Origin of the sequence: Caballeronia sp. LjRoot31, from assembly GCF_964253885.1 — a bacterium.
Classification (GTDB): domain Bacteria; phylum Pseudomonadota; class Gammaproteobacteria; order Burkholderiales; family Burkholderiaceae; genus Caballeronia.
On the sequence record NZ_CAXURX020000003.1, the window covers coordinates 805,673 to 827,566 of the forward strand.

A 21,894-nucleotide genomic window follows, 5' to 3' on the forward strand; every position below is an offset into this window, starting at 1 on the left:
GAGCAGCCGACCACGCGACGCGCTCCAACATGCGATACTTTTTATCCCGCTATCCCTACCGTGTGGTTTAGCAGCCGCGCGGCTCTCGTCAAAAAGGAACCTCATGCCGTCCACGCATACTCCCTCGCCAGCACCCGTTTGGTTCATTACCGGCTGTTCCACCGGATTCGGCCGAGAGCTCGCACTTGCCGTCCTTGATAAAGGCTGGCGTGCTGTCGTGACAGCTCGTCAACCCAGCTCGCTGGCAGAATTTGACGAGCGCTACGGTGACCGCGCACTGGTGCTCGAACTCGATGTAACCCAGCCCAGCCAGATCAAACACGCCGTTGAAAAGGCCCTGCAACAATTCGGTCGCATTGACGTGTTGGTCAACAATGCCGGCTATGGCTACCTGAGCGCCATCGAGGAAGGCGACGATCAGGACGTGCGCGAGATGTTCGAGGTCAACTTCTTTGGTGTTGCCGATACCATCAAGGCCGTCTTACCCGCGATGCGGGAACAGCGCGCCGGGCACATCGTCAACATCACGTCCGTAGGCGGCCTGATCGGCAATCCGGGAAGCGGCTACTATGCCGCCAGCAAGTTCGCGGTGGAAGGCCTGAGCGAAGCGTTGGCCGCGGAGACGGCCGATTTGGGGATCAAGGTTACGGCGGTCGAGCCCGGGCCGTTCCGTACCGATTGGGCAGGACGTTCGCTGAAGCAAGCTAAACAACCGATTGAGGCTTACGCGGCGAGCGCTGGCAAGCGCCGCGCTACCATCTCGGCCGCTAGTGGCAAGCAGCCAGGCGACCCGGCACGCGCGGCGCTGGCTATCATCGCCGCGGTGCAGTCGCCAACGCCTCCCGGTCATCTGATTCTGGGCAGCAACGGGCTGGAGCGTGTCCAAATCAAGTTGGAGGCTCTGCGCGCCGAGATTGCCGCATGGGAAGCCACCACCCTGAGCGCCGATTTCCCTGGCTAGTAGATCCACGCAGTTGCCGGCTCGATTCCAGTTTGATTGGACCACACTGGATCGAGTCGCCGGCGCCGATCCGGTTGTGCGGCTCATAAGGTGCGCTTTATCCCACGGCATAAAAATTAGTTTTATAAGCTTCTAATTATTTTCCGCCTTATGCCATAGGGGAAATGGACGCACTCAAGCAGTCGCGTTTCTACCACACTTGTCCAGTGACTCAATGGATGTAGTGGGTGACATGCAATGCCATCCGAAAAAATTAATCCGACAAATACCTTTCGATAAACCAACGTAATCCGTATTTCTTATAGCCTGAATTTATTGGGAACCTTATTGTCTGACCATTGGCAAGAGGGTTAAAAAAACAAACACAAGTCGCTACCTGGATGTCGGGGCAAGGTCGTTGACGGGAGCCGGGTGTAATGGAACGGCGAACAGACTCAAGGGGGCGGCCCCGCGAGTGGTACGAACAGAAATAAGGCCACAAGACCTCGCAAACCGGTGGTGCAGGGTGAGCCTGTCGTTCGACCGGACCTGAACATTCACGCGATCAGCGTCGCCGAAACCGCGGTGTTGGACGGCGAGGTGATGGGCGCAGTGTTGGACGTAGACATGTCAGGGGATCGGATAGTCGCCTATGCGCAGCTTCACATGGCGCCTCGCCGCAAAGCATAGCAAAGTTATTGCGTTGCGCGATAGAACATTGTGCTTCGAATTTACCCTGATTTAAGAGAATACTGCGTAATGGCATTATTCGATCCGTTACGTCGTCAGCGACAAGTTGACATTATTGACTCCTGTCACGTAGCGCGAATCTTCATATCGTATCAGTCGCCTCCATGCGGTCGTAACTATTGATTGGTGCTGCTTCGCCCGGTTACTGGAGTGACCGGCTCCGTGTAAACCAGTATCAATATATAGGGTGTTTAGGACAACTTTTCGTTATCGAAAAGAGAGGGGCCGTGCAACGTGACGCAGACGCTTTAGTGTCGAGCAGATTGTGGCGACGTTGAACCGGGCAGAAACGGGAGCTCTGCCGCGTTGAGTTGCTGAAGGTGCATGAGCGTAGATGGCGCGAGTTCGCGCGGGAAACGCGGGGATTTTGGGTTAGCCCAGTAAAACGGTGAGTGCTGTCGGGTAAAGAAGGGGAGTCAACCGAATACCGCTTACTGCAGTACCTCGCTTAATTTAGGCGTTATTGCGTGTATTGCGTGGTTGCGCGCTGACGGCAAGACAGGAGCAAAGCCCGACGAACTCTGATCGGCGTTTCGAGACATATAAACAATAATCACCTACCACATGAAAAAATCAATTATCGCCTTCGTCGCACTCGGCACACTAGCCGGCGCCGCACACGCACAAAGCAGTGTCACCCTGTTCGGTATTATCGACGAAGGGGTCGACATGATCACCAACAACAAGGGCGGCCATGTTTACCAGGCAGCCGGCAGCGTGATGCAGGGCGACCGGTGGGGCCTGACCGGTTCCGAAGACCTCGGCGGTGGCATGAAGGCGGTATTCATGCTCGAAAACGGTTTCAACATTAACAGCGGCGCGCTCAGCCAGAATGGCCTGATGTTCGGCCGGCAGGCTTGGGTCGGCCTCGCGACTCAATACGGCACGGTCACGCTCGGTCGTCAGTACGACTCTATTTTCGACTACACAGCCCCGTTCGCAGGCGGCCAACTGGGCGCTGGCGTCTATGGTGCGCACCCGGGCGACCTCGACAACTCGAACATCGATTACCACGATAACAACACCATCAAATACGCAAGCCCCACCTTTTCGGGCTTCAAATTTGGCGGTACGTACAGTCTCGGCGGTACGCCCGGCAGCATCGGCACCAATCAGACTGGTCGCTCGGAGCGGCGTATAACCAGGGACCGCTCGGCCTCGGCGTTGCTTACCTGAACGCGCGCAACCCAGGCACCAGCATGTTCAGCACTGCCGCGTCGAGCCTGCCCGAAACCTTGATGACGCCGATCTACTCCGGCTTCATGAGCGCGAATACGTTTCAGGTGATCGATTTCGGCGGATCCTACACGTTTGGTCCGGCGACGCTCGGCGTCACGTATACGAACGCCAAGTTCATGAATTTGGGCAGCAATCCGATGCCGACCGGCGCCAAGGGTCCGGCCTCTGGCTACGCGACGGGTAGCACGGCGACCTTCAATGACGTGCAGGTCAATTTCCTGTATCGGATCACGCCCGCGCTGCGGTTGCTCGTGGCGTCCGATTACGTCGAGCGCAATTCGCTCACGGAGAAGAACGGACAGTCAGTCGACAACGGGAAGTACCTGCAATACAACGCGTCGCTCGACTACTCGCTGTCCAAGCGCACCGACGTGTACGTAATGGCGCTCTACCAACGCGCGCTCGGCGACGACTCTACAGGCGGCCCGGCCGTCGCGGCCATCACCGATACCACCGCCATTTCGTCGAACGGCAACCAGTTCGTTGGACGCATTGGAATTCGCCACAAGTTCTGAGGACGCAAGCTTCACGCATGCCACGACCGGCAGCCCGCAGCCGGTCGCAACGCAATCGCCTTCGTGCACTGTCGTGTTGGCAATCGAACGGCGACATTGGGTCGGTTTTCGTCGAACCAGTTTGCCTTGCGGATGATGTGGACGTTGTATCCTATATCCATGTGCCCGGGTTCGCGGTTAGTGCCAGGCGGGAGTCATCCGTTATGAGGTGGACCTGACTGCACGCACGGTCGCCTACTACGGATGTCACGATGAATCATACGTCGAGACATATCCCGCAGTGGAAATCCAGTAGCCGTAACCACCCGGCGCATTGTCTTTGCCAAAAGCGGCTTCTTGCCAGGCTTCCGAATCGATACAACACCCCCGCGCGTACCGTCTCAAACCCGCCAGGCCGGTCCCTCAGGAAAGTCATATTGATCGAGCGACGCCGCGTGCATTTCGATGCTGTAGCCGGGACGTTGCGGTGGCATGTAACGGCCGTTCTTGATCACGACAGGATCGACGAAATGCTCATGCAGATGATCCACGTACTCGAGCACCCGGTTTTCCAGCGACGCCGACACGCAGATATAGTCGAACAACGAAATGTGCTGGACGTACTCGCACAAGCCGACGCCGCCCGCATGCGGGCACACGGGCACGCCGAATTTCGCCGCCATCAGCAGGACGACAATCACCTCGTTCAGCCCGCCGAGGCGGCAGCTATCGACCTGACAGAAGTCGATAGCCTGCGCCTGCAGCAACTGCTTGAACATCACCCGGTTATGGCAGTGCTCGCCCGTGGCGACCCCTATTGGCCGAATCCGCTGGCGGATAGCCGCGTGGCCGAGAATGTCGTCGGGGCTCGTGGGTTCCTCGATCCACCACGGATCGAATTGCGCCAGGCGCCGCATGTTCGCGACGGCTTCATCGACGTCCCACACCTGGTTCGCATCCATCATCAGCTTGCGGTTTTCACCGATTTCTTCGCGCAGGATGCGGGCCCGGCGCATATCTTCTTCAAGATTGCCGCCCACCTTCTGCTTGAAGTGCGTCCAGCCCTGCGCGACGCCTTCACGGGCGAGCCGGCGAATCTTGTCGTCGTCGTAGCCGAGCCAGCCGGCCGACGTCGTGTAGGCCGGATAGCCGCGCGCCAGCATGTCCTTTTCTCGCTCGCCCCGGGTCTTTGCGTGGCGATGCAACATGGCGATGGCTTCGTTCGGCGTGATCGCATCGGTCACGTAACGGAAGTCGAGGCAACGCACGAGCGCTTCGGGGCTCATGTCGACGAGCAGCTTCCACACCGGCTTGCCTTCCGCTTTGGCCCACAGATCCCAGGCCGCGTTCACGACCGCCGCCGTCGCCAGATGGATTGCCCCCTTGTCCGGGCCGATCCAGCGCAACTGGCTGTCCGACGTCAGCGCGCGCCAGAAAGCGCCCATGTTCGCGGCTATGTCCTCAAGCGTTTTGCCGACGACCAGCGGAGCAAGCGCCTTCACCGCAGCCACGCAGATCTCGTTGCCGCGCCCGATGGTGAAGGTGAGGCCATGGCCCGTGAGCGCCTCCGGCGAATCGGTTTCGAGCGTCACGTAGGTGGCGGAGTAATCCGGCGCGGCGTTCATCGCATCGGAGCCGTCGAGCGAACGCGAGGTTGGAAACCGGATGTCCCGGACGGACAGCTTGGTGATCGTGGGCATCTGAACAATCTCCTGGACGAGAGCTATCGACTTCCAAAGAACAACGAGAGCCGCGGCGTCGAAAGACGCCGCGACCCTTCCTCTGACGGCGACGGTTAATCGTAGAGCACGGCGGCGATCTTGGGATCGTTGATATTGCTCTTGTCGTACCAGTAGAAGCCCGTGTCGACTTTCTTGGGCAGCGTCCCGCCCTTCAACGCCTTCACAGCAGAGTCGACCACGCATTTGCCGATGCCGATCGGGTTCTGCGTAATCGCGCCATACATCAGGCCCGAATTGATGTCGTCCTTCTGCTCCTTGCCGGAGTCATAGCCGATCAGGACGAGCTTTTTGCCCGATTCCTTGACGCCGATCGCGGCACCCTCCGCCGAGCCTTCATTCGAACCGAAGATGCCCTTGAGATTGGGGTTGGCCTGGATCATCGTCTTGGCAATTTCCGCCGACTTCAGATGGTCGCCGCCGCCATACTGGACCGAGACGATCTTGATGTTCGGATGCTTCGCTTTCATCTCGTTCAGGAAGCCGTCGCGGCGATCAACGCCGGTGCGGCTAGTCTGGTCGTGCACGATCAGGCCGACCTCACCGGAATTGCCGACCGCCTCGGCCATCTTGTCGGCGGCGAGCGCCGCCGCGGCAAGGTTGTCCGTCGCGCAGGTCGTGAGCGGAATGTCGCTGTCGACGCCGGAGTCGAAGGCGATGACCGGTATCTTGGCGGCCTGCGCTCGCTTCAACAGTGGAATGGCCGCTTTGCTGTCGAGCGCGGCGATGCCGAGTGCCTGGGGTTTCTTGGCAAGTGCGGCCGAGAGCATGTCGATCTGCTTGTCGACCATGGCCTCGGTTTCCGGACCCTCGAAGGAGATCCTGACGTTTTGCGCCTTCGCCGACTGTTCCGCGCCGGCTTTGACAGCCTGCCAGAACTGGTGCTGGAAGCCTTTCGAAATGAGCGGGATGTAGGGTTCGTCCGCGCGCACAAGACTTGTGCCGCCAATGAGTGCGCCAACGCCGACCACGACACCGATTACTTTTCTTTTCAACATGGTGGTTCTCCTCCTAAGGTGGGCCATTAACCTTCAGCCGTTTGGGGAGCCTGGCGCTCCCTTTTCTTGATCTTGTCCCGTGCAGTGTCCGCTGTCGTCAGCTCTTCTTGCGCCGCAAAATATCGGCATAGACCGCGAGAATGATGATGAGACCTGTCACCACGATCTGCCATTCCTGAGCGACGGACAGGATGCGCAGGCCGTTGGTCAGCACGCTCATGATGAAGGCGCCGATGATCGTCCCTAGGATCGTGCCCGAGCCGCCACTGAGCGAGGTCCCGCCGATAACCACGGCCGCTATCGCTTCGAGTTCGTAACCTTGGCCGAGCGCCGGCTGGGCCGAATTCAGGCGCGAGGCTATAAGCAGTCCGGCGATGCCGCAAATTGACCCGCTCAGGCCGTAAATGGCGATCTTCCATCTATCGACGTTCACGCCGGAAAGGCGCACGGCTTCTTCGTTGCTGCCGAGCGCAAAGGTATAGCGGCCAAGCGCCGTGCGATTCAGCGTGATCGAACTCACCACCGCCAGGAAGAACAGGATCAGGACCGCGTTCGGAACGGGCAGGCTAGGGATTAAATCGCCGATCAGCGAATCCTGAGAGATCCGGTAGAAGTTTTCGGTGTCGGTGAAATAGATGGGCTTGTCGGCCGAGACGACGAGCGACAGCCCTTTCAGCAGCAGCATCATGCCCAGGGTGGCAATGAACGGCGGGATCTTCATCTTCGCCGTGAGGGTGCCCGAAACGGTCCCGCAGAGTGCGCCTGTGCCTATTGCAGCGATCACGCCGAGCGTCATCGGCAAATGCCAATAGGTCAGGAACACGCCGCAAATGACGGCCGTGAAGGTCATCAACGTGCCGACGGACAAATCGATGCCGCCGGTGATGATGACGAACGTGCAGGCGATCGCCAGAACGCCGTTGACCGCCGTCGCCTGCAGAATCCCGAGCATATTGTCCATCTGCATGAAGGCGGGTGAGGCGAAGCTGAAAAACGCCAGCAGCAGGACCAGGCTCCCGAAGGCGAGCAGCTTTTGCAGAGCGGTCGGCGAGAAGAGGCGGGCTCTCAGGGCGGACGCCCGTCCCTGATTACCTAGCGCCGAAGTATCCGATGGCAGTGTCATGGAACGGACCTCTCTTCTAAGAGACTCATGCCGCTTTTAAGGTTTCACGCTGCGTCGCCAATTGCATGATGCGCTCCTGCGTCGCCTCCGTGGCTGAGAGTTCGCCGGTAATACGGCCCTCGCACATCACGACGATACGGTCGCTCATACGCAAGATTTCCGATAGTTCCGACGAGATCATCACGATCGCCTTGCCCTGGTCCGCGAGCGAGCGCAGGAGCTTGTAGATTTCGCTCTTGGCGCCGACGTCGATGCCGCGCGTCGGCTCGTCGAAGAACAGCACGTCGCAGTCGCGCTCAAGCCATTTAGCGATGACAATTTTCTGCTGATTACCGCCCGACAGGAGCCGTACTTCCTGCGTCGCGGAAGGCGTACGAATGGCGAGCAGATTGATGAAATGGCTAGCTGTCCGGCGTATCTGGGCGCGGCGCAAGAAAACGTTGAGCGACAGGAATTTGCCCAGGTTGGACATCACGATGTTCGATTCAACATCCATTCCGGTCGCCAGGCCGAAGCGTTTCCTGTCTTCCGAGAGATAGCCGATACCGCGCGCCACCGCGTCGCTCGGCGTCCTGATCGTCACCTTCGCGCCTTTCACCAGAATTTCGCCCGATTCGATCGGATCGGCGCCGAACACCGCTCGGGCGACCTCGGTGCGGCCGGCGCCCATCAGGCCCGCAAAGCCCAATATCTCGCCTTTGCGCAGCGCGAAGCTCACGTTCCTGACCAGCGGGCCGGCGTTCAGATTCCTTACTTCGAGCGCGACCTCGCCTTCGCCTGCGGCGCTGTGAGAAGGCGCGGCGTCGGTCAACGCTCGCCCGACCATCATCCCGATGATCGCTTCGACGGTCGTGTCCTTTGCAGTGACCGTGGCCACATATTCCCCGTCCCGCAACACGGTGACGCGGTCGGAAATCTGTTTCAGTTCGTCCATCTTGTGGGAGATATAGATGATTCCCACATCCCGGCTTTTTAGTTCCCGGATGATGCGGAAAAGCTCGGCGATCTCGGCGTCGTTGAGCGCGGAGGTGGGCTCGTCCATGATCAGGACGCGCGAATCGAAGGACAAGGCCTTGGCGATCTCGACCATCTGCTGGCTGGCGACGGTGAGGGTGCCGACAACGGCACGCGGGTCCAGATTCACATGCATGCGGGCAAGGATGTCGCGCGCCTGCGCATTGAGCTTGTCTTCGTCGAGGAACAGGCCGAGGCGTCCGCGTGGCTCTCGGCCGATGAACATATTCTGGGCGACGCTCAGATGATTCATCAACTGGAGTTCCTGATGAATGATGCAGACGCCCATGGCCTGCGCCTCGCGCGGGCTTGAGAAGTCGACGGGCTGGCCGTCGTAGAGGATTTCGCCGGAATCCCGGGTGTACACGCCGGCGAGGATTTTCATCAGCGTCGACTTGCCGGCGCCGTTCTCGCCCATCAGCGTGTGGACTTCACCCGCCATGAGCTCGAACTGGACTTCGTGAAGCGCCCTTACGCCGGGAAAGCTCTTGCTCAGTCTCTTGACGGAAATGAGCGGGATCATGGCGCGGATTGACCGACAGTTCCGCGACGGCCGCCGGCCTCATCTCGAGAAACGGGTCGAAAAAGCGCCGGGTCCCGCTGCGTTAGACGCAGCTGGGTATTGCGGCTGAAATCGCGGTTGAAATCGTAGCGAGAAGCCAGACACATTGCTGGGCCCCCAAATCGATGTGCCACGATTTTACGACGCCGGATGCCAGCGGCTCAATGGTAGGCATTCCCTAGTGTCGTGCGCGAATGTACCTAGCGCTTCTCTTCCATTATCTTGTTGTCTCATCAGTTCCGTTTTGCGTGTGAGACAACAAAACAGGCCGGTGCTGCCAATCGTTCCGCGCCGGGGAGCCATCTTTGACGACAGCTTCTCGAAAAATACAGGATTGCCCATTTAGATTTGGACGCAATGCTTGCGGCCAGACGCGTGGCTGATGCCGACCCGGAGCGGCCATCAATCGACCGCAGGACGAACGACGGCAGTATAGTTTTTAACAGCCATTCACAACTGGGAATCAACAATGACCATTTCGCGATGGCGTAGTTAAACTGTCGGAGCTTTCCCAACCGCACGCGCGAGTGCTGCGGGGCTCAGTCCAGTGTGCCGATGGCACAGCATCACAAAACTGCTCACGCTGTCGTAGCCAAGAAGGAACGCCGTCTCCGTGACAGACTTCCCCGCAGCCAGCAGTTCTACCCCATGAAGCAATCTTGCGAGTTGGCGCCAGCGACCCACTGACAAGCCCGTTTCCGCCTTGAAATTACGTGTGAGGCTGCGTCGGGACAACCCTTCAGCCGCAGCCAGCTCGTCGAGCCCCGCATCGTCGTCTGGTTGCTGTAACCATCGCTGGGCAACGTTACGCAACGCGGCGTGGTTTGGCATCGGCAGCACAATAGGTAAGCCTTGAGCGCCTGAGATTTCGTCGAGGAGTACTTTCAGAAGATTGGCCTCCGGAGGCGAAAGTGACATGCGCGGCCTCGCGTCTGCCGCCAAGCGGTCAATGATCGCGAGAATGATGGGCGTGCTCGCCAATACTCTGGGTTCTGAAGGTAGTCCTCGGCACAATTCCGCCGAAAGGTGGATACGCACCCCACGAATCCTATCGGTCTCAGCGCCATGCGCTGCACCTGGCGGAATCCAGCACAAATGTCCCGCAGGAATCAGCCACTGCCCCGCCGCCGAATGAGACTTCACAAACCCCGAACGAAGCAGAAAGAGCTCACCGTGTGGATGCGCATGCATGAATCGCGTTAGGTCGTAGTCCGCGTCGGTAAGGACATGCAGGACGGCTGTCTTACCTCGTCCATCCGTTGCCGAAAGCGAATCGATTAGAACTTGGGTGCTCATTTGGCCCGATACCATTCAATTTTGGATGATCGTGCGTCGCGCAGAACGCTTTAAAAACGGACAATTCGATAAACCCGCATCCATGCACCTACATCATCTCCATGAAACCCATCCGCAAGCACTTTTCGCCGCTGATTCTTGCCGCCGCTACGCTCATGCTAGCCGCCTGCGCTGGCACGCGGGTAAAGGACATGGAAACGAGTTCCTCTACCATTGGAACTTCGTCGCCTCACACTGTAGCGGTACTCGTAGAAAACAACAGCCCCGCACCGCCTCATGCGTCGCGCCGTGCCTCGCAATTGGAGGATGCAAAACTCGTAGTTGCGACCCTCACGGATCAGCTGAGCAAGGTACTCAGCGGGCGAGGCCTCGTAGTCGTATCACCCGACGCTCATCCTGATTTGACCCTTCGGTGCAATGTTCTTGAAGTCCGTGGCGGAAATGAATGGCTGCGTGTCCTGATCGGCTACGGCGCTGGTCGCGCGGAACTGCGTACGAAAGTTACAGTGTTCGACTCGACCGTCGCGATGCGGCCCCTTGTTGCGTTCGAGATCGATAGCACGACGGGCAAGATGCCAGGTGCGGGATATGGTCTCGCGTCAGGGCAGGCTTTCTCGGCAGGCGGCGCAGCGTTGAGCATACCGGGGGCGATGAAACAGGGCCTTGGGCAAGAAGTGAACGATAGTATCGAGCACATTGACCATGAACTTGGCCAATACTTCAAATCTCAGCAGTGGCCCTACTCGGCCGGTGACGCTGGATCAGTCAGCGCGTCTCAGACCACGTCCCTTCAAGGCGCCGCATCCACACAACGCTAACCGAACACCACCGTGAACATCTCCGATTTGGTAGGGCTGCGCCTGCCCGACATTCGCCTTCGATCGACGGCAGGAGACACGTGCGATCTGAGCACCTTGCCCTCAGACGCCGTCCTCATTTTTTTGCCGTTTATATTGCCGCCCGAGGAATCGCCCCCCGAAATCGTGCCGACCGACCGGTCCGTAACTGGGGGACTTGAACAACTCCTGTGCTTCGTCAGGCTCCATCCGGAGTTTGCATCTCGCGGTATCGCGCTATATGGAATCAGCACCCAGTCGCCCCTCGTACAACGCATTACGGCGGAAACGCTGGCATTGCCGTTTCCATTGCTTAGCGATTCGAATCGGGCATTTTGTAGTCGACTCAACCTCCCGATGATCAACAAGGGGGTGCGGATGCGGATTCCGCGTGTCACACCTTTAGTCATTCAGGTGCGTGACGGGCGCGTGGCGCGGGTGTTTCACCCCACCCCCTCATCGCACTACTGTGCGACTCATGTACTGCATCAGATCGGTGTTACCACTTAGCAACTGCCCGTGTCCACGCCTCTTCATTCCGTCGAAAGACGGTTCGGCCCTGGTGAGCGGACATTCAGTTCGGAGTGGCGACAGACGGTTTATGGCCGGCTATTGCCTGTCAGCTATCGGTACAAGTCGACCCGTTAGAGACACCCATCGTCGCCGAATGCGGCCGCCCGACGGTATCCCGAATAAATTTTGAAGCGGATAGACTCATGGAATGCCTTTGCTGCCACAAACCCTTTTGAGGAGTGCCCGCATGGTCACCAGCGAAATCCAATCGGTCATCCAGCGGACCGAGGAGTACGTAGCACTGTGGAGACACGTCGCGGAACTGGCCAGATTGCAGCAAAAAGCGGTTGGACACTGGCAGGCCATGCTGGGCTGGCCAAGCCTCTTCCCCATTGGATCTCAATTCGCACCGGCGAGTCTGAGCCAGAACATCAACCCTTGGAATATTTCACTTTTTCAGGTAATCAACGGGACGCGGGGCGATCCGCAGACTGAGGTTGATATCCTCACTAAGGTTGCAAGCTACGGCAGCCAGTTAGGAGCAGTTATCGATGCCTTGATGACTGTCCTGCCTGACCAGGACAAGCGCAAGGAGCTCAGTGAGAAAGATCTCTACGCAGTGCTGAAGTTGGAGCATCTGGCGGGCGAGATCAAGCGTATCAAAGAGGGCTGAGGCCCGCCGGGAGCGGGGGGGCTATCTCTGCTCATAAGCCTGTTGCCCGAACCACCGCAGGCGCGTCGCAGGGGGTATCTGCATTTGCGGGGTCTAATCCCGAAGGACGCGATCGGCGCTGCTTGCCCGCCACGGCCATTGGTTCCCGCGCGCGCTAAGCGGCAGCTTTCGAGTGCCTGGCGGTCATCCGTGTCTTTGTGCCGGCCAACAAGTGGAAAGATCTCCTATAACGACATTGTGCTCGTCGGCGATGTGTTGATGAGTGTTGATCCCCTTCGGGGCGTCGGTTGCGGCTTCGCATTTCAGACCGCAAAGTGGCTCGTCGATACGTTGGCCCCATGCATCCAGCAGGAACGCTCGACCGCGCCTGCTCTGCAGAACTACACGAAGCGTGTGTCCCGAGAACTGAAGGGGCGTCGTTTTTTCATACTTGACTATGCGTGGCGGCACGGCTTCAATGCTATCGAACGGCTCAACTTCTCGGCTGCAGCGAAAGACACTGCATCATCCAGACATCTGCATACCTTCGGGTCGCGCTTGATCGGTTCGGCCAAATTCTTCGCGCCGAGTTCTCTGTTGAGGGCCGCATGGGTCGATCTTCGACGGCCCGCTGCGCCCTCGGCGCAACCCAATGCACCGGTCTGAGCGACAGCTTCCCGCTAGCTCAATTTTGCCCCTGGTGATTTATGAAAAAGACATCGGTCCGCGTCGATGGAATCAGCTCGCCTCTGCTGGAGGCAGGGCCGAGCGAAGCTGTCGATGCGGTCGTCTTCGTACACGGCAATCCGGGGTCGATTGCGGACTGGACGCGGCTCGCGGCCAGCGTGGGTGAGTTCGCCCGTGTCGTGTTGCTTTGCCGAAGGCGGGAATCGAAGGGCGTGATCAAACGGCTCTTCATGGACGGGCCTGCCTGTCGACCATTGGCGGCTTCTGGCTGATCCCGGTTCGATGCCGAACTTCCGTAGCCGCGCCAAGCGGAAGTTCGCTTACCCTGAGCCGAACTCACGTCCATGACCCAATCCGGACCTCGCGCTCATCTGAACGCCTTTTGGAAAGCGGCCCTGCTGGACTATCGCAATACCCTGATGCGTGAGGGCAGGAGCATCGTCGCGTGACGCCACGCGGTTCAGGGCGCCGAGGGATCATCCACTTCGAGCCCACGCGCCCCGGCTGCAGTCAGCGACTCCACAGGAATACCGTCACGCTTGTTACTCCCAGCGTTCGATTTCCGGTGCCAGACTATTTCACAGCCGCCAACGAGCAGTGAGCAGCGAACGGAGCCGCTCTTCAGTGACGAGGCGCGGGAATTTGTCCAAACCAGGAGATTGCAAAAGCCATGACACCATCATCCGAGAACGAACGGAAAGACGGACAGCCTGCCATGCACACACCACCGGTCGTGTCGTCGCAAGCGTGGGAGGCGGCCCGCGAGCAACTGCTCGTAAAGGAAAAGGCCCACACCCGCGCCCGCGACGCACTGGCCGCAGAGCGCCGGCGCATGCCGTGGATGGCCGTGGAGACGGCGTACGCGTTCGACGGGCCCGCTGGCAGGATCAGCCTGCTCGACCTGTTCGACGGTCGACGTCAGCTGATCGTCTACCGCGCCTTCTTCGAACCGGGCGTGTTCGGCTGGCCCGAGCACGCCTGCCGGGGCTGCTCCATGGTGGCGGATCAGGTTGCTCACGTCGCTCACCTGAACGCCCGTGACACTACCCTCGTGTTGGTCTCGCGTGCGCCTCAGGCGGACATTGCGCGGCTGAAGGCGCGGATGGGCTGGGAGATGCCGTGGTTCACCCTCACGGACAGCTTCGATGCCGACTTCAGCGTGGACGAGTGGCACGGCACGAATGTGTTTTACCGCGATGGCGACCGCGTGTTCCGGACTTACTTCATCAACAGCCGCGGCGACGAGCAGATGGGGAGCACCTGGAACTATCTCGACATCACGCCGCTTGGCCGTCAGGAGATATGGGAGGACTCGCCCGAGGGTTATCCTCAAACCCCGACCTACAAGTGGTGGAACTGGCACGACAGCTACGTCGCAGACGCAGCGCCCGACAAGAAGTGGGTCGAGGTGTCGGACGCCGGAGAGGCGGCGTTCCGGGACCCGCAGCCGAGCGCGAAGCCATGACCGTTGGATCCGAAGGGCGGCGGCGGTCAGTCTGAGGGGGCACGATCGGCCGTAGAGCGAAGCTCCTCCATGAAGAGCGGTCAGTCAAGACCGACCTCGATCACACCAAGCTGAGCACACAGATGGTCGGTCCCGAACTCACGGTTTGCGCGCTGGCGTCCTGCCGCTGGTACGGCCGCCTCTAGCGGCTGGTTCGGGGTGCCGTCGCCAATCAGGACGGTAGCGCATGCTTTTTGCTTAAGCGAAGGGGCAAAGGTACATATCGCAAGAGTGATATGCAGGCTGGCTGGCGATAAGCCCGCCGCATGAGGGCAACTGCCCGGCCGACCAGCGGTGGAGGAGCTATGCAAGGAAGCAATGACAAGGTACGTGCTGCAATTCTTGCCGTGGCGATTTCATTGCTTACCTCATGCGGCGGAGGCGGAAGTGGTTCGAGTGGCGCGGCCGCTCCGGCGGGCGGCATTGATCTGCAAGTTGTTTCGTTCGGCGACAGTCTGTCGGACGTCGGGACCTACGCACCGATCGCCAGCGCGGCCGGCGGCGGGCGTTTCACGACCAATCCGGGGCAAGTGTGGACTCAGGATGTCGCGCAATACTACGGGGACACGCTCACCGCTGCGTTTACGATCGACATCGCTCATGAGTTGAGTGCGCAAGGCGGCCTTGGCTATGCGGAGGGCGGCGCCACGGTGGCAACGCCGGCAAACCTGTATGACTTTCTGACCAACGTGATCGGCAACATAGAAATGCCCGTCAACCAGCAGGTTTCGAGCTATTTGGCCACTCACGGCAGTTTCAACTCCAATCAACTGGTGCTGGTCTGGGCGGGCGCGAACGACGTGCTTCGCGCCGGGCCGCTGCCGGCCGCGGCGCCGACCGTACAGACGGCGGCGACCACCCTGGCTCAAGTTATCGGACAGATTGTTCAGGGCGGCGCCACTCATGTCGTAGTGGTCAATGTCCCGAATATCGGATTGACTCCGGACGGCATTACTTCGTCCGACGGCGGGGCAAACCTGACTCAGTTATCGCAACTATTCAACGATGACTTGAACGCTGCCTTGCAGGCCAATGGCCTGCAAGGCAAGGTGATCCAGATCGATTCTTATACTTGGGCGGATCAGATCATTGCGAACTTTCAGGCGAACGGCTTCGCGGTGTCAAACACGAGCACCGCCTGCGACCCCGCGAAAACGCCCGATGACACGGCATTGCTGTGCTCGCCGGCGACCTATGTAACGCCCAATGCCGATCAGACGTACATGTTCGCCGACGACATTCATCCGACGACGCATCTGCATGCACTGTTCGCCCAGTTCGTGGAGCAGCAGATCGCCGCGACCGGTCTTGGTCACTAAGCTTGGGAACGACGACTCGATGACTCGATGACTCGCCAGCAGAATGGGCGGGTACCCGCATGTCCGGTCCGACCGCGTCTTGCTATTGCGTCGATCATGGGTACTCCTGCGCGCCGTGAGCATGACGAAGCTCGAAAATTTGCTCTCGCCGAAATCACGGCAAACCCCTTTCACTAAACCTCGAATCCGGCGGGACGTAACAGTCTTGTGCTGCGAAACAACATCCAACCGCGCAGCGACTTCGTGTAGCGCTTCACTCGATCATTAATAAGTTCGCTGGAACGCTGTAGAGTCTGAGCTAATACTCGCTTTTGACCAGGTTGCATCGTGACGACAAACAGGCGTCAATCATTAAAGCCGCGAAAGATTCCGCAGCAATCCCGCGCCGAACAAACCGTTGCCGCGATTCTGGAGGCAGCGGCCCGTGTGCTCGAAACGAAGGGGATGGACGGGATGAATACCAATCTCGTCGCGCAGCGCGCGGGTGTCGGCGTGGGTTCCCTGTATCAATACTTTCCCAACAAGGACGCGCTCATCGTTGCTCTTAGCAAGCGTGAAGGGGCCGTGTTCTTTGCAGAGGCGGCAGGCGCATTGAGCGAACCCACGGGGCAGGGGGCGTTGAAGCACCTGATTACCGTTTCGGTCCGCCAGCAACTGCGTCGTCCCGCGCTTGCACGCGCGCTCGATTTCGAGGAAAACCGCCCCGTCATCGCCAATGAACTGGCGGCGTCGAAGGCCGCTTTTCATGAAGTAATCCGGCAGATTCTGGTCCGCAAGGATATTCCGCCGCAGCCAAACATGGAGACCGCAACTGACGACCTTGTTGCCATCCTTCGCGCTATCGTAGATGCGGCGGGAGAGCGCGGTGAATCGGACCGACGAGATCTGGAAAGCCGTGTCAGCCGTGCCTTATTCGGATACCTCGGGATCGTCGAGCGCCAGCCCGAAAAGTCACGAACCCGGAAATAGACGAGTTCCCGGGCCGCGAAAGGCCGTCTTCGCGAGTCATCTAATCACCATAGCGTGCATCCTGGTTCCGAGATAACGGGAGCTGTCTAGGTGACTTCTGAAATGCGAGTAATTATTCATATCGTCGCTGTGGCGGACGCGAAAAACGCCCGCCATTACTGGGCTGCGCGCCGAGGAAACTGCGCCGTCCAATGCGAGTTTAAAAATCGAGTAATTACTCGCAAAATGGACATCGTGGAGCATCGCCGGATCGGCGCAACCGCATAGGATTGGGTCAGTGACCACTCGCTCCACGGCAAATTTCAACCTTTCTACGAGAACGATCATGAATCTTCATAAAGAAGCAAAGCTGAACCACCTGAGCTTTCCCACCACCAACGTAGCCGAGACGGCTGCATTTTTCGAGAAATATCTCGGCTGCGAGATCGTCGCCGCTGGAGAGAGCTGTCTGCTCAAACGGAATGGCTTCGACATCGTTCTGGACCACGTAACGGAGGAAGTGCCGGTTTGGCCTAAAAACTTCCACTTCGGCCTGGAGGTCGACAGCCTGGATGACGTCCATACCCTCTATAAGGAATTCCTGGACGGTGGCGTTCGCATGGAAACGGAGGTCTTCAACAACTCGCGTGGATCTCGGTTCTTTTGCCGCTCGCCTGGTGGCGTCCTGATCGAGGTCAACACTCGCGTAGATATGCACAAGCAGGAGCAATGGCAAAAGCTGTTTTAAAAGGAGAGGCGGATAGCATCGGAAACATACGGCTCCAGCGAGTCACAGCGATTTTTGCGACCAATTTCCTCTGGTAAGCTGAGTGCCACGCCTTTCTACGAGGGTCGGAATGCCACGCGCATCGATCATGATCCGGATTTTGTTCGCACTATGCCTTCTTGCCGCAACCTTCAATCATGTGCGTGCCGTTCTCCAACATGGTTTGCTTTGGGATTATGGCTACGGAAACAAGATTGCCCTGACGAGCAAGATCTATTGGGATGTGCTGACTATTCTTGACCCACTCGCCGCGATCCTCTTGTTTGGCAAACCACGGGCGGGAATCTGGTTGACGGTCGCGATCATCGTGAGCGACGTTATACATAACACGTACTATGCCGCGATGAATGATCAATGGCTTGAGCCATTTTATCTGGCGCAAATCGGCTTCCTCGTGGTCGTGCTCGGTCTCGCGCCGATAGCGGCACGGCCATTTCCCTCATTGGCGAACGATGTCTGAATACGTTCCCCCAAGAATCGCTCATGCGCCTCAGCGTCGTGCCACGATCCATCGCCAGACATGCCTCGTAGTCCGCCATGGTGCGTGGGCGGATCAGCAGGCGATCGGTCTCGAACGTGGGTAGCGGATCGCTCATCGGAACTGAAACGAAAACTAAAGAGGAGGGCGATGCATCGCGCTAACCCCGACATGTCCAATGCGAACGAAGGACTCGCCGGGGTTAAAAACTAAAAACTAAAAAACAAACCAACTATCACCCGCCCACCAACGACTTCCCTTGCGAAAGAATCTTGTCGCAAACCTGCTTCGTAACCTGCTGCTTCAACCCACCCCCACTCAGATCAACCGACTTCCCATCACCACTTTTCAAAAGTCCCGCCGCCCCTGCGGTATACCCACTATCCGACGACGCAGCCGACGTCCCGCCCAGCTTGCTCATCAGCGAGTCTTTAACCGACGACGCTCCATTCCCACTCAGATAGTTGTTCTTGATACAAAACTGCAGCACACCCGCAACATTGCTGGTACTACCCGATGTCAGCGATGACCCGGTCAACCCGCTGGTCATACCGCTCATGCTCCCCAGGCTGCTGAGCCCGCTGGACGATGACGCATCGGATCCGCCTCCCTTCAACAAATTGCCAAGCTGTGCATGAGCGGCTGAAATAGGTAACAACATTGCAATTGCAATGCCTGCAACGGTGCTGCGATACATGCGGACTTTCATACTCAGACTCCTTCGGTGACTAAAACCAGCCTCTAATATAGTGCGTTTCAAGCAAGACGTTGAATAAGAACGCCCCCGGCTTGAGATAAAACAATTTAGATGGAGTGCTGATGATAAAAGAAGATCAGAAAAAATCAATGAAAGTCCCGGCTCACGCTCGTCAGCCCACCCAGCAGATACGACATATCCACCAGTCGTTGCGCGACGAGATGTCGAACCTCGCCCTCGCATTGCCACGTACCGTACACGGCGAGCAACGTTGAACCGAGCGCCTCGCGGCGCTGTTTCTCCAGCAGACTAGGCCATACGATCACGTTAACATTACCCGTCTCATCTTCGATCGTAACGAACATCACGCCCTTCGCCGTTCCAGGCCGTTGGCGCACGGTCACGAGTCCGCACCCGCGCGCTAATCGCCCGTTCCTGTAACTACGCAACGTAGCCGCCGACATCAACCGATGCTCAAGCAACGCCGGCCGCAGCAGTTCAAGCGGATGACGTCCGAGAGACAGCCCCGTAGCCTTGTAGTCGCTGATAATATCGTCGGCCTCAGAGGGCGCGCCGAGCAGCGGCGTGACATCTTCCACGCGTGCATCGTTGAGCAGGTCCTTGTCGGGCACTGCGGCCACGGATTGCCATAACGCTTCCCGTCGATTACCCGCGAGCGAAGTCAACGCATTGGCGGCAGCCAGCGCCTGCAGATCATGCCGGTCAAGTTGCGCCCGTTGCGCGAGGTCTCCCACGCTCTCGAACTGACGCACACAACGGGCAGTTCCAATACGCTCAGCCGCACCATCCCGCATCCCGCGAAGCAGCGATAACCCCAGCCGCACCGCAGGCCTGCTGTCATCGCCCCGACGTTCATCCGGGTATTCAAGCACCGAATCCCAGCCGCTCACCGTCACGTCAGCGGGAAACACGACTACGCCATGGCGCTTCGCGTCCTGCACGAGTTGCGACGGGGAGTAGAAACCCATCGGTTGCGAATTCAGCATGGCCGCAAGAAACGCCGCCGGTTCATGCCGTTTCAACCAACTGCTGATATACACAAGCAGCGCGAAACTCGCCGCATGGCTTTCAGGAAAACCATATTCACCGAAGCCCTTGATCTGCTCGAATATGGCGTCTGCAAAGTCCTTTTTATAACCGTTCCTGGTCATGCCACTCACAATGCGATCGTAGTATTTCTCCAGTCCGCCTTTGCGTTTCCAGGCGGCCATCGCGCGGCGCAATTCATCGGCTTCACCGGCAGTGAAATCGGCGGCGATCATTGCGATCTGCATGACCTGTTCCTGAAAGATCGGCACGCCCAAGGTTCTGTCGAGTGCGACCCGCAGGTCGTCGTTTGGAAAACTCACCGGCTCCAAACCCTGACGCCGTCGCAAATACGGATGCACTGCGCCGCCCTGAATCGGACCGGGCCGCACGATCGCGACTTCGATCACCAGATCGTAAAACTTCTTCGGCCGCAGTCGCGGCAACATCGACATCTGCGCACGCGATTCAATCTGGAACACGCCGATCGTGTCCGCCTGCGAGATCATCTCGTAGGTGGCTTCATCGTCACGCGGAATGTCCTGCATCTCGAAGCGCTCGCCGTACTTCTCCGAAACCATATCGAGCGTGCGTCGAATGGCCGAGAGCATGCCGAGCGCGAGCACATCGACTTTTAAAAGCCCCAGCGCTTCCAGATCGTCCTTGTCCCACTGGATCACGCTGCGATCCGGCATAGCCGCATTTTCGACAGGAACCAGCCGCGTGAGTTTCTCCCGGCTGATCACAAAACCACCCGAATGCTGCGACAGGTGCCTCGGAAAATTCAGCAATTGCGCGGCCAGCGACGCCCACGACTGAATCAACGCATTCTCCGGATCGAGCCCGGATTCGGTGAAGCGTTGCAGCAGGTCCTGACCGTTATCGAACCACTGATGCGACTTCGCGACGCGATCCACAATCTGCGGATCGACCCCCAGCGCCTTGCCCGTTTCACGCAATGCACCACGCGGCCGATACGTCGACACCGCCGCCGCAATCGCCGTGCGATCACGACCATATTTACGATAGATGTACTGGATCACTTCCTCGCGCCGCTGATGTTCGAAGTCGACATCGATATCCGGCGGTTCACCGCGCTCCTTGCTGATAAATCGCTCAAACAGCATGTTGCTGCTCGCCGGGTCTACTTCAGTAACACCGAGGCAATAACACACGGCAGAGTTGGCGGCGGAACCGCGTCCCTGGCAAAGGATATTTTCGCGGCGGGCAAAACGAACGAGGTCATAGACGGTGAGAAAGTACGCCTCGTATTTCATATGCTCGATCAACTCGAGTTCATGTTCTATCTGAGCCTGCACCTTGTGCTCAATGCCGAGTGGAAAACGCCGATGCGCGCCAACATAGGTTTCCTGCCGCAAATAAGCAGCGTGGGTATATCCCTCCGGCACGATTTCGTCCGGATACTCGTAGTGCAATTCATCGAGTGAAAACGTGCAGCGCGTGAGCACATTGAGCGTTTCGCCAAGCGTGTATTCCGGATAGAGATTCGCGAGCCGCAACCTGGAGCGCAGATGTTGCTCGGCGTTCGGAGCGAGATCGTAACCACATTCCGACACCGGCTTGCCGATACGAATTGCCGTCATGGTGTCCTGCAGCGGCTTTCGCGAACGCACGTGCATCACCACGTTGCCGGTCGCCACCACGGGCACTTTGTGAAACGCGGCCACATGCTCGACGGTTCCCCGATGTATGTCATCGAGCGCGCGCTGGTGCAGCGTCAACCCAACCCACGCGCGCTGAGGAAACGTGGTGTCGAGCCATTCGATCTGGGCATCGAGCGCAGCCTGTTTTGCGGGGATAGCGGGGAAATCGGGCACGAGGATCGCGAGGCAATCCGGCATGCCACGCAGATGGGCGAACTCTTTATCGGGTCGTGCCAGATCATTCGGCGTGAGCAGGTACGCGCCTTTTTTCGACCGCATGCGGGCAATGGTGATGAGCTCCGACAGATTGCCGTATCCATTGCGGTTCGTCGCCAGCAAAATGAGTCCGAAGGCTGGCGAAAGATCCGCATTGACGAGCTTGAAATACGAGCCGATCACAAGCGGAAAATTCAGCTTCTTCGCCTCCACATGCGCGCGTACGACACCCGCGAGCGAGCATTCATCGGTGATTGCCAGACCGGCATAACTCAGTTGCGCCGCCCGCGCGACCAGCTCCTCTCCACGCGATGCCCCGTGAAGAAACGTGAAGTTGGAAAACGCGAAAAGCTCCGCATACGCGGGCAGCATGGAGAAGGTCGTATCCACG

18 protein-coding genes and 2 pseudogenes are annotated in these 21,894 nt (G+C 58.7%); 12 read left to right on the forward strand and 8 right to left on the reverse strand.

Annotated elements, in window-relative coordinates; all coding sequences use genetic code 11:
- The first annotated feature begins 103 nt into the window (after positions 1–103).
- Together ACSQ8V_RS32385 and ACSQ8V_RS32390 are read left to right on the forward strand one after the other, a co-directional pair.
- Positions 104–961, forward strand: a complete 858-nt coding sequence (locus tag ACSQ8V_RS32385; RefSeq protein ID WP_213768807.1) for an oxidoreductase — start codon at positions 104–106, stop codon at positions 959–961.
- A gap of 1,293 nt (positions 962–2,254) precedes the next feature.
- A pseudogene (locus tag ACSQ8V_RS32390) lies at positions 2,255–3,444 on the forward strand (porin).
- 380 nt (positions 3,445–3,824) lie between these two features.
- Here the strand turns inward: ACSQ8V_RS32390 and ACSQ8V_RS32395 are convergent.
- From ACSQ8V_RS32395 to ACSQ8V_RS32420, 6 genes and pseudogenes are all read right to left on the reverse strand, one after another.
- The gene (locus ACSQ8V_RS32395) at positions 3,825–5,123 is read right to left on the reverse strand and encodes an L-fuconate dehydratase (protein ID WP_436208533.1); all 1,299 of its coding nucleotides are present in this window, start codon (positions 5,121–5,123) and stop codon (positions 3,825–3,827) included.
- 95 nt (positions 5,124–5,218) lie between these two features.
- On the reverse strand, positions 5,219–6,160 hold the full coding sequence (locus ACSQ8V_RS32400; RefSeq protein ID WP_436208534.1) for an ABC transporter substrate-binding protein: 942 nt from the start codon (positions 6,158–6,160) through the stop codon (positions 5,219–5,221).
- 97 nt (positions 6,161–6,257) lie between these two features.
- Positions 6,258–7,283: an ABC transporter permease gene (locus ACSQ8V_RS32405; RefSeq protein WP_436208535.1), complete on the reverse strand. Its 1,026-nt coding sequence runs from the start codon at positions 7,281–7,283 to the stop codon at positions 6,258–6,260.
- 25 nt (positions 7,284–7,308) lie between these two features.
- Positions 7,309–8,820 carry a sugar ABC transporter ATP-binding protein gene (locus ACSQ8V_RS32410; protein ID WP_436208536.1) on the reverse strand — a complete coding sequence of 504 codons (1,512 nt, stop codon included), beginning with the start codon at positions 8,818–8,820 and terminating at the stop codon, positions 7,309–7,311.
- 531 nt (positions 8,821–9,351) lie between these two features.
- Positions 9,352–9,777, reverse strand: a complete 426-nt coding sequence (locus ACSQ8V_RS32415; protein ID WP_436207966.1) for a helix-turn-helix domain-containing protein — start codon at positions 9,775–9,777, stop codon at positions 9,352–9,354.
- A gap of 141 nt (positions 9,778–9,918) precedes the next feature.
- Positions 9,919–10,170, reverse strand: a pseudogene (locus ACSQ8V_RS32420) (AraC family ligand binding domain-containing protein); the annotation flags it as partial.
- An 86-nt stretch (positions 10,171–10,256) separates the two neighbouring features.
- On the opposite strand from ACSQ8V_RS32420, the gene ACSQ8V_RS32425 reads away from it, so the two are divergent.
- The 10 genes from ACSQ8V_RS32425 (at position 10,257) to ACSQ8V_RS32470 (ending at position 17,861) form a co-directional block, all read left to right on the forward strand.
- A complete protein-coding gene (locus ACSQ8V_RS32425) occupies positions 10,257–10,973 on the forward strand; it encodes a DUF4410 domain-containing protein (RefSeq protein ID WP_436208537.1) in 717 nt (238 codons plus the stop codon).
- 12 nt (positions 10,974–10,985) lie between these two features.
- On the forward strand, positions 10,986–11,501 hold the full coding sequence (locus ACSQ8V_RS32430) for a redoxin domain-containing protein (RefSeq protein WP_436208538.1): 516 nt from the start codon (positions 10,986–10,988) through the stop codon (positions 11,499–11,501).
- A 250-nt stretch (positions 11,502–11,751) separates the two neighbouring features.
- On the forward strand, positions 11,752–12,177 hold the full coding sequence (locus tag ACSQ8V_RS32435; protein WP_436208539.1) for a hypothetical protein: 426 nt from the start codon (positions 11,752–11,754) through the stop codon (positions 12,175–12,177).
- 258 nt (positions 12,178–12,435) lie between these two features.
- Positions 12,436–12,822: a hypothetical protein gene (locus ACSQ8V_RS32440; RefSeq protein WP_436208540.1), complete on the forward strand. Its 387-nt coding sequence runs from the start codon at positions 12,436–12,438 to the stop codon at positions 12,820–12,822.
- Positions 12,823–12,863: 41 nt separating this feature from the next.
- A complete protein-coding gene (locus ACSQ8V_RS32445) occupies positions 12,864–13,115 on the forward strand; it encodes an alpha/beta fold hydrolase (RefSeq protein WP_436208541.1) in 252 nt (83 codons plus the stop codon).
- A gap of 398 nt (positions 13,116–13,513) precedes the next feature.
- On the forward strand, positions 13,514–14,308 hold the full coding sequence (locus tag ACSQ8V_RS32450; protein ID WP_436208542.1) for a DUF899 domain-containing protein: 795 nt from the start codon (positions 13,514–13,516) through the stop codon (positions 14,306–14,308).
- Positions 14,309–14,652: 344 nt separating this feature from the next.
- Positions 14,653–15,666, forward strand: coding sequence for an SGNH/GDSL hydrolase family protein (locus ACSQ8V_RS32455; RefSeq protein WP_436208543.1), 1,014 nt, complete (start codon positions 14,653–14,655; stop codon positions 15,664–15,666).
- 327 nt (positions 15,667–15,993) lie between these two features.
- Positions 15,994–16,635 (forward strand): TetR/AcrR family transcriptional regulator, encoded by a 642-nt coding sequence (locus tag ACSQ8V_RS32460; RefSeq protein WP_436208544.1) that lies wholly within the window; start codon positions 15,994–15,996, stop codon positions 16,633–16,635.
- Between the two features lie 325 nt (positions 16,636–16,960).
- Positions 16,961–17,362, forward strand: coding sequence for a VOC family protein (locus tag ACSQ8V_RS32465; protein ID WP_436208545.1), 402 nt, complete (start codon positions 16,961–16,963; stop codon positions 17,360–17,362).
- 109 nt (positions 17,363–17,471) lie between these two features.
- Positions 17,472–17,861 (forward strand): hypothetical protein, encoded by a 390-nt coding sequence (locus ACSQ8V_RS32470; RefSeq protein ID WP_436208546.1) that lies wholly within the window; start codon positions 17,472–17,474, stop codon positions 17,859–17,861.
- A 253-nt stretch (positions 17,862–18,114) separates the two neighbouring features.
- On the opposite strand, the gene ACSQ8V_RS32475 is transcribed toward ACSQ8V_RS32470, so the two are convergent.
- A complete protein-coding gene (locus ACSQ8V_RS32475) occupies positions 18,115–18,588 on the reverse strand; it encodes a DUF2501 domain-containing protein (protein ID WP_213768818.1) in 474 nt (157 codons plus the stop codon).
- Positions 18,589–18,722: 134 nt separating this feature from the next.
- Positions 18,723–21,893 (reverse strand): error-prone DNA polymerase, encoded by a 3,171-nt coding sequence (locus tag ACSQ8V_RS32480; protein WP_436208547.1) that lies wholly within the window; start codon positions 21,891–21,893, stop codon positions 18,723–18,725.
- Position 21,894 lies beyond the last annotated feature (1 nt).

Coding starts and splice junctions, on each gene's coding strand:
- ACSQ8V_RS32410 (WP_436208536.1), bottom strand. CDS start 8,820: ATGATCCCGCTCATTTCCGTCAAGAGACTGAGCAAGAGCTTTCCCGGC.
- ACSQ8V_RS32465 (WP_436208545.1), top strand. CDS start 16,961: ATGAATCTTCATAAAGAAGCAAAGCTGAACCACCTGAGCTTTCCCACC.
- ACSQ8V_RS32475 (WP_213768818.1), bottom strand. CDS start 18,588: ATGAAAGTCCGCATGTATCGCAGCACCGTTGCAGGCATTGCAATTGCA.
- ACSQ8V_RS32425 (WP_436208537.1), top strand. CDS start 10,257: ATGAAACCCATCCGCAAGCACTTTTCGCCGCTGATTCTTGCCGCCGCT.
- ACSQ8V_RS32470 (WP_436208546.1), top strand. CDS start 17,472: ATGCCACGCGCATCGATCATGATCCGGATTTTGTTCGCACTATGCCTT.
- ACSQ8V_RS32445 (WP_436208541.1), top strand. CDS start 12,864: ATGAAAAAGACATCGGTCCGCGTCGATGGAATCAGCTCGCCTCTGCTG.
- ACSQ8V_RS32435 (WP_436208539.1), top strand. CDS start 11,752: ATGGTCACCAGCGAAATCCAATCGGTCATCCAGCGGACCGAGGAGTAC.
- ACSQ8V_RS32385 (WP_213768807.1), top strand. CDS start 104: ATGCCGTCCACGCATACTCCCTCGCCAGCACCCGTTTGGTTCATTACC.
- ACSQ8V_RS32405 (WP_436208535.1), bottom strand. CDS start 7,283: ATGACACTGCCATCGGATACTTCGGCGCTAGGTAATCAGGGACGGGCG.
- ACSQ8V_RS32400 (WP_436208534.1), bottom strand. CDS start 6,160: ATGTTGAAAAGAAAAGTAATCGGTGTCGTGGTCGGCGTTGGCGCACTC.
- ACSQ8V_RS32440 (WP_436208540.1), top strand. CDS start 12,436: ATGAGTGTTGATCCCCTTCGGGGCGTCGGTTGCGGCTTCGCATTTCAG.
- ACSQ8V_RS32450 (WP_436208542.1), top strand. CDS start 13,514: ATGACACCATCATCCGAGAACGAACGGAAAGACGGACAGCCTGCCATG.
- ACSQ8V_RS32455 (WP_436208543.1), top strand. CDS start 14,653: ATGCAAGGAAGCAATGACAAGGTACGTGCTGCAATTCTTGCCGTGGCG.
- ACSQ8V_RS32395 (WP_436208533.1), bottom strand. CDS start 5,123: ATGCCCACGATCACCAAGCTGTCCGTCCGGGACATCCGGTTTCCAACC.
- ACSQ8V_RS32415 (WP_436207966.1), bottom strand. CDS start 9,777: ATGTCACTTTCGCCTCCGGAGGCCAATCTTCTGAAAGTACTCCTCGAC.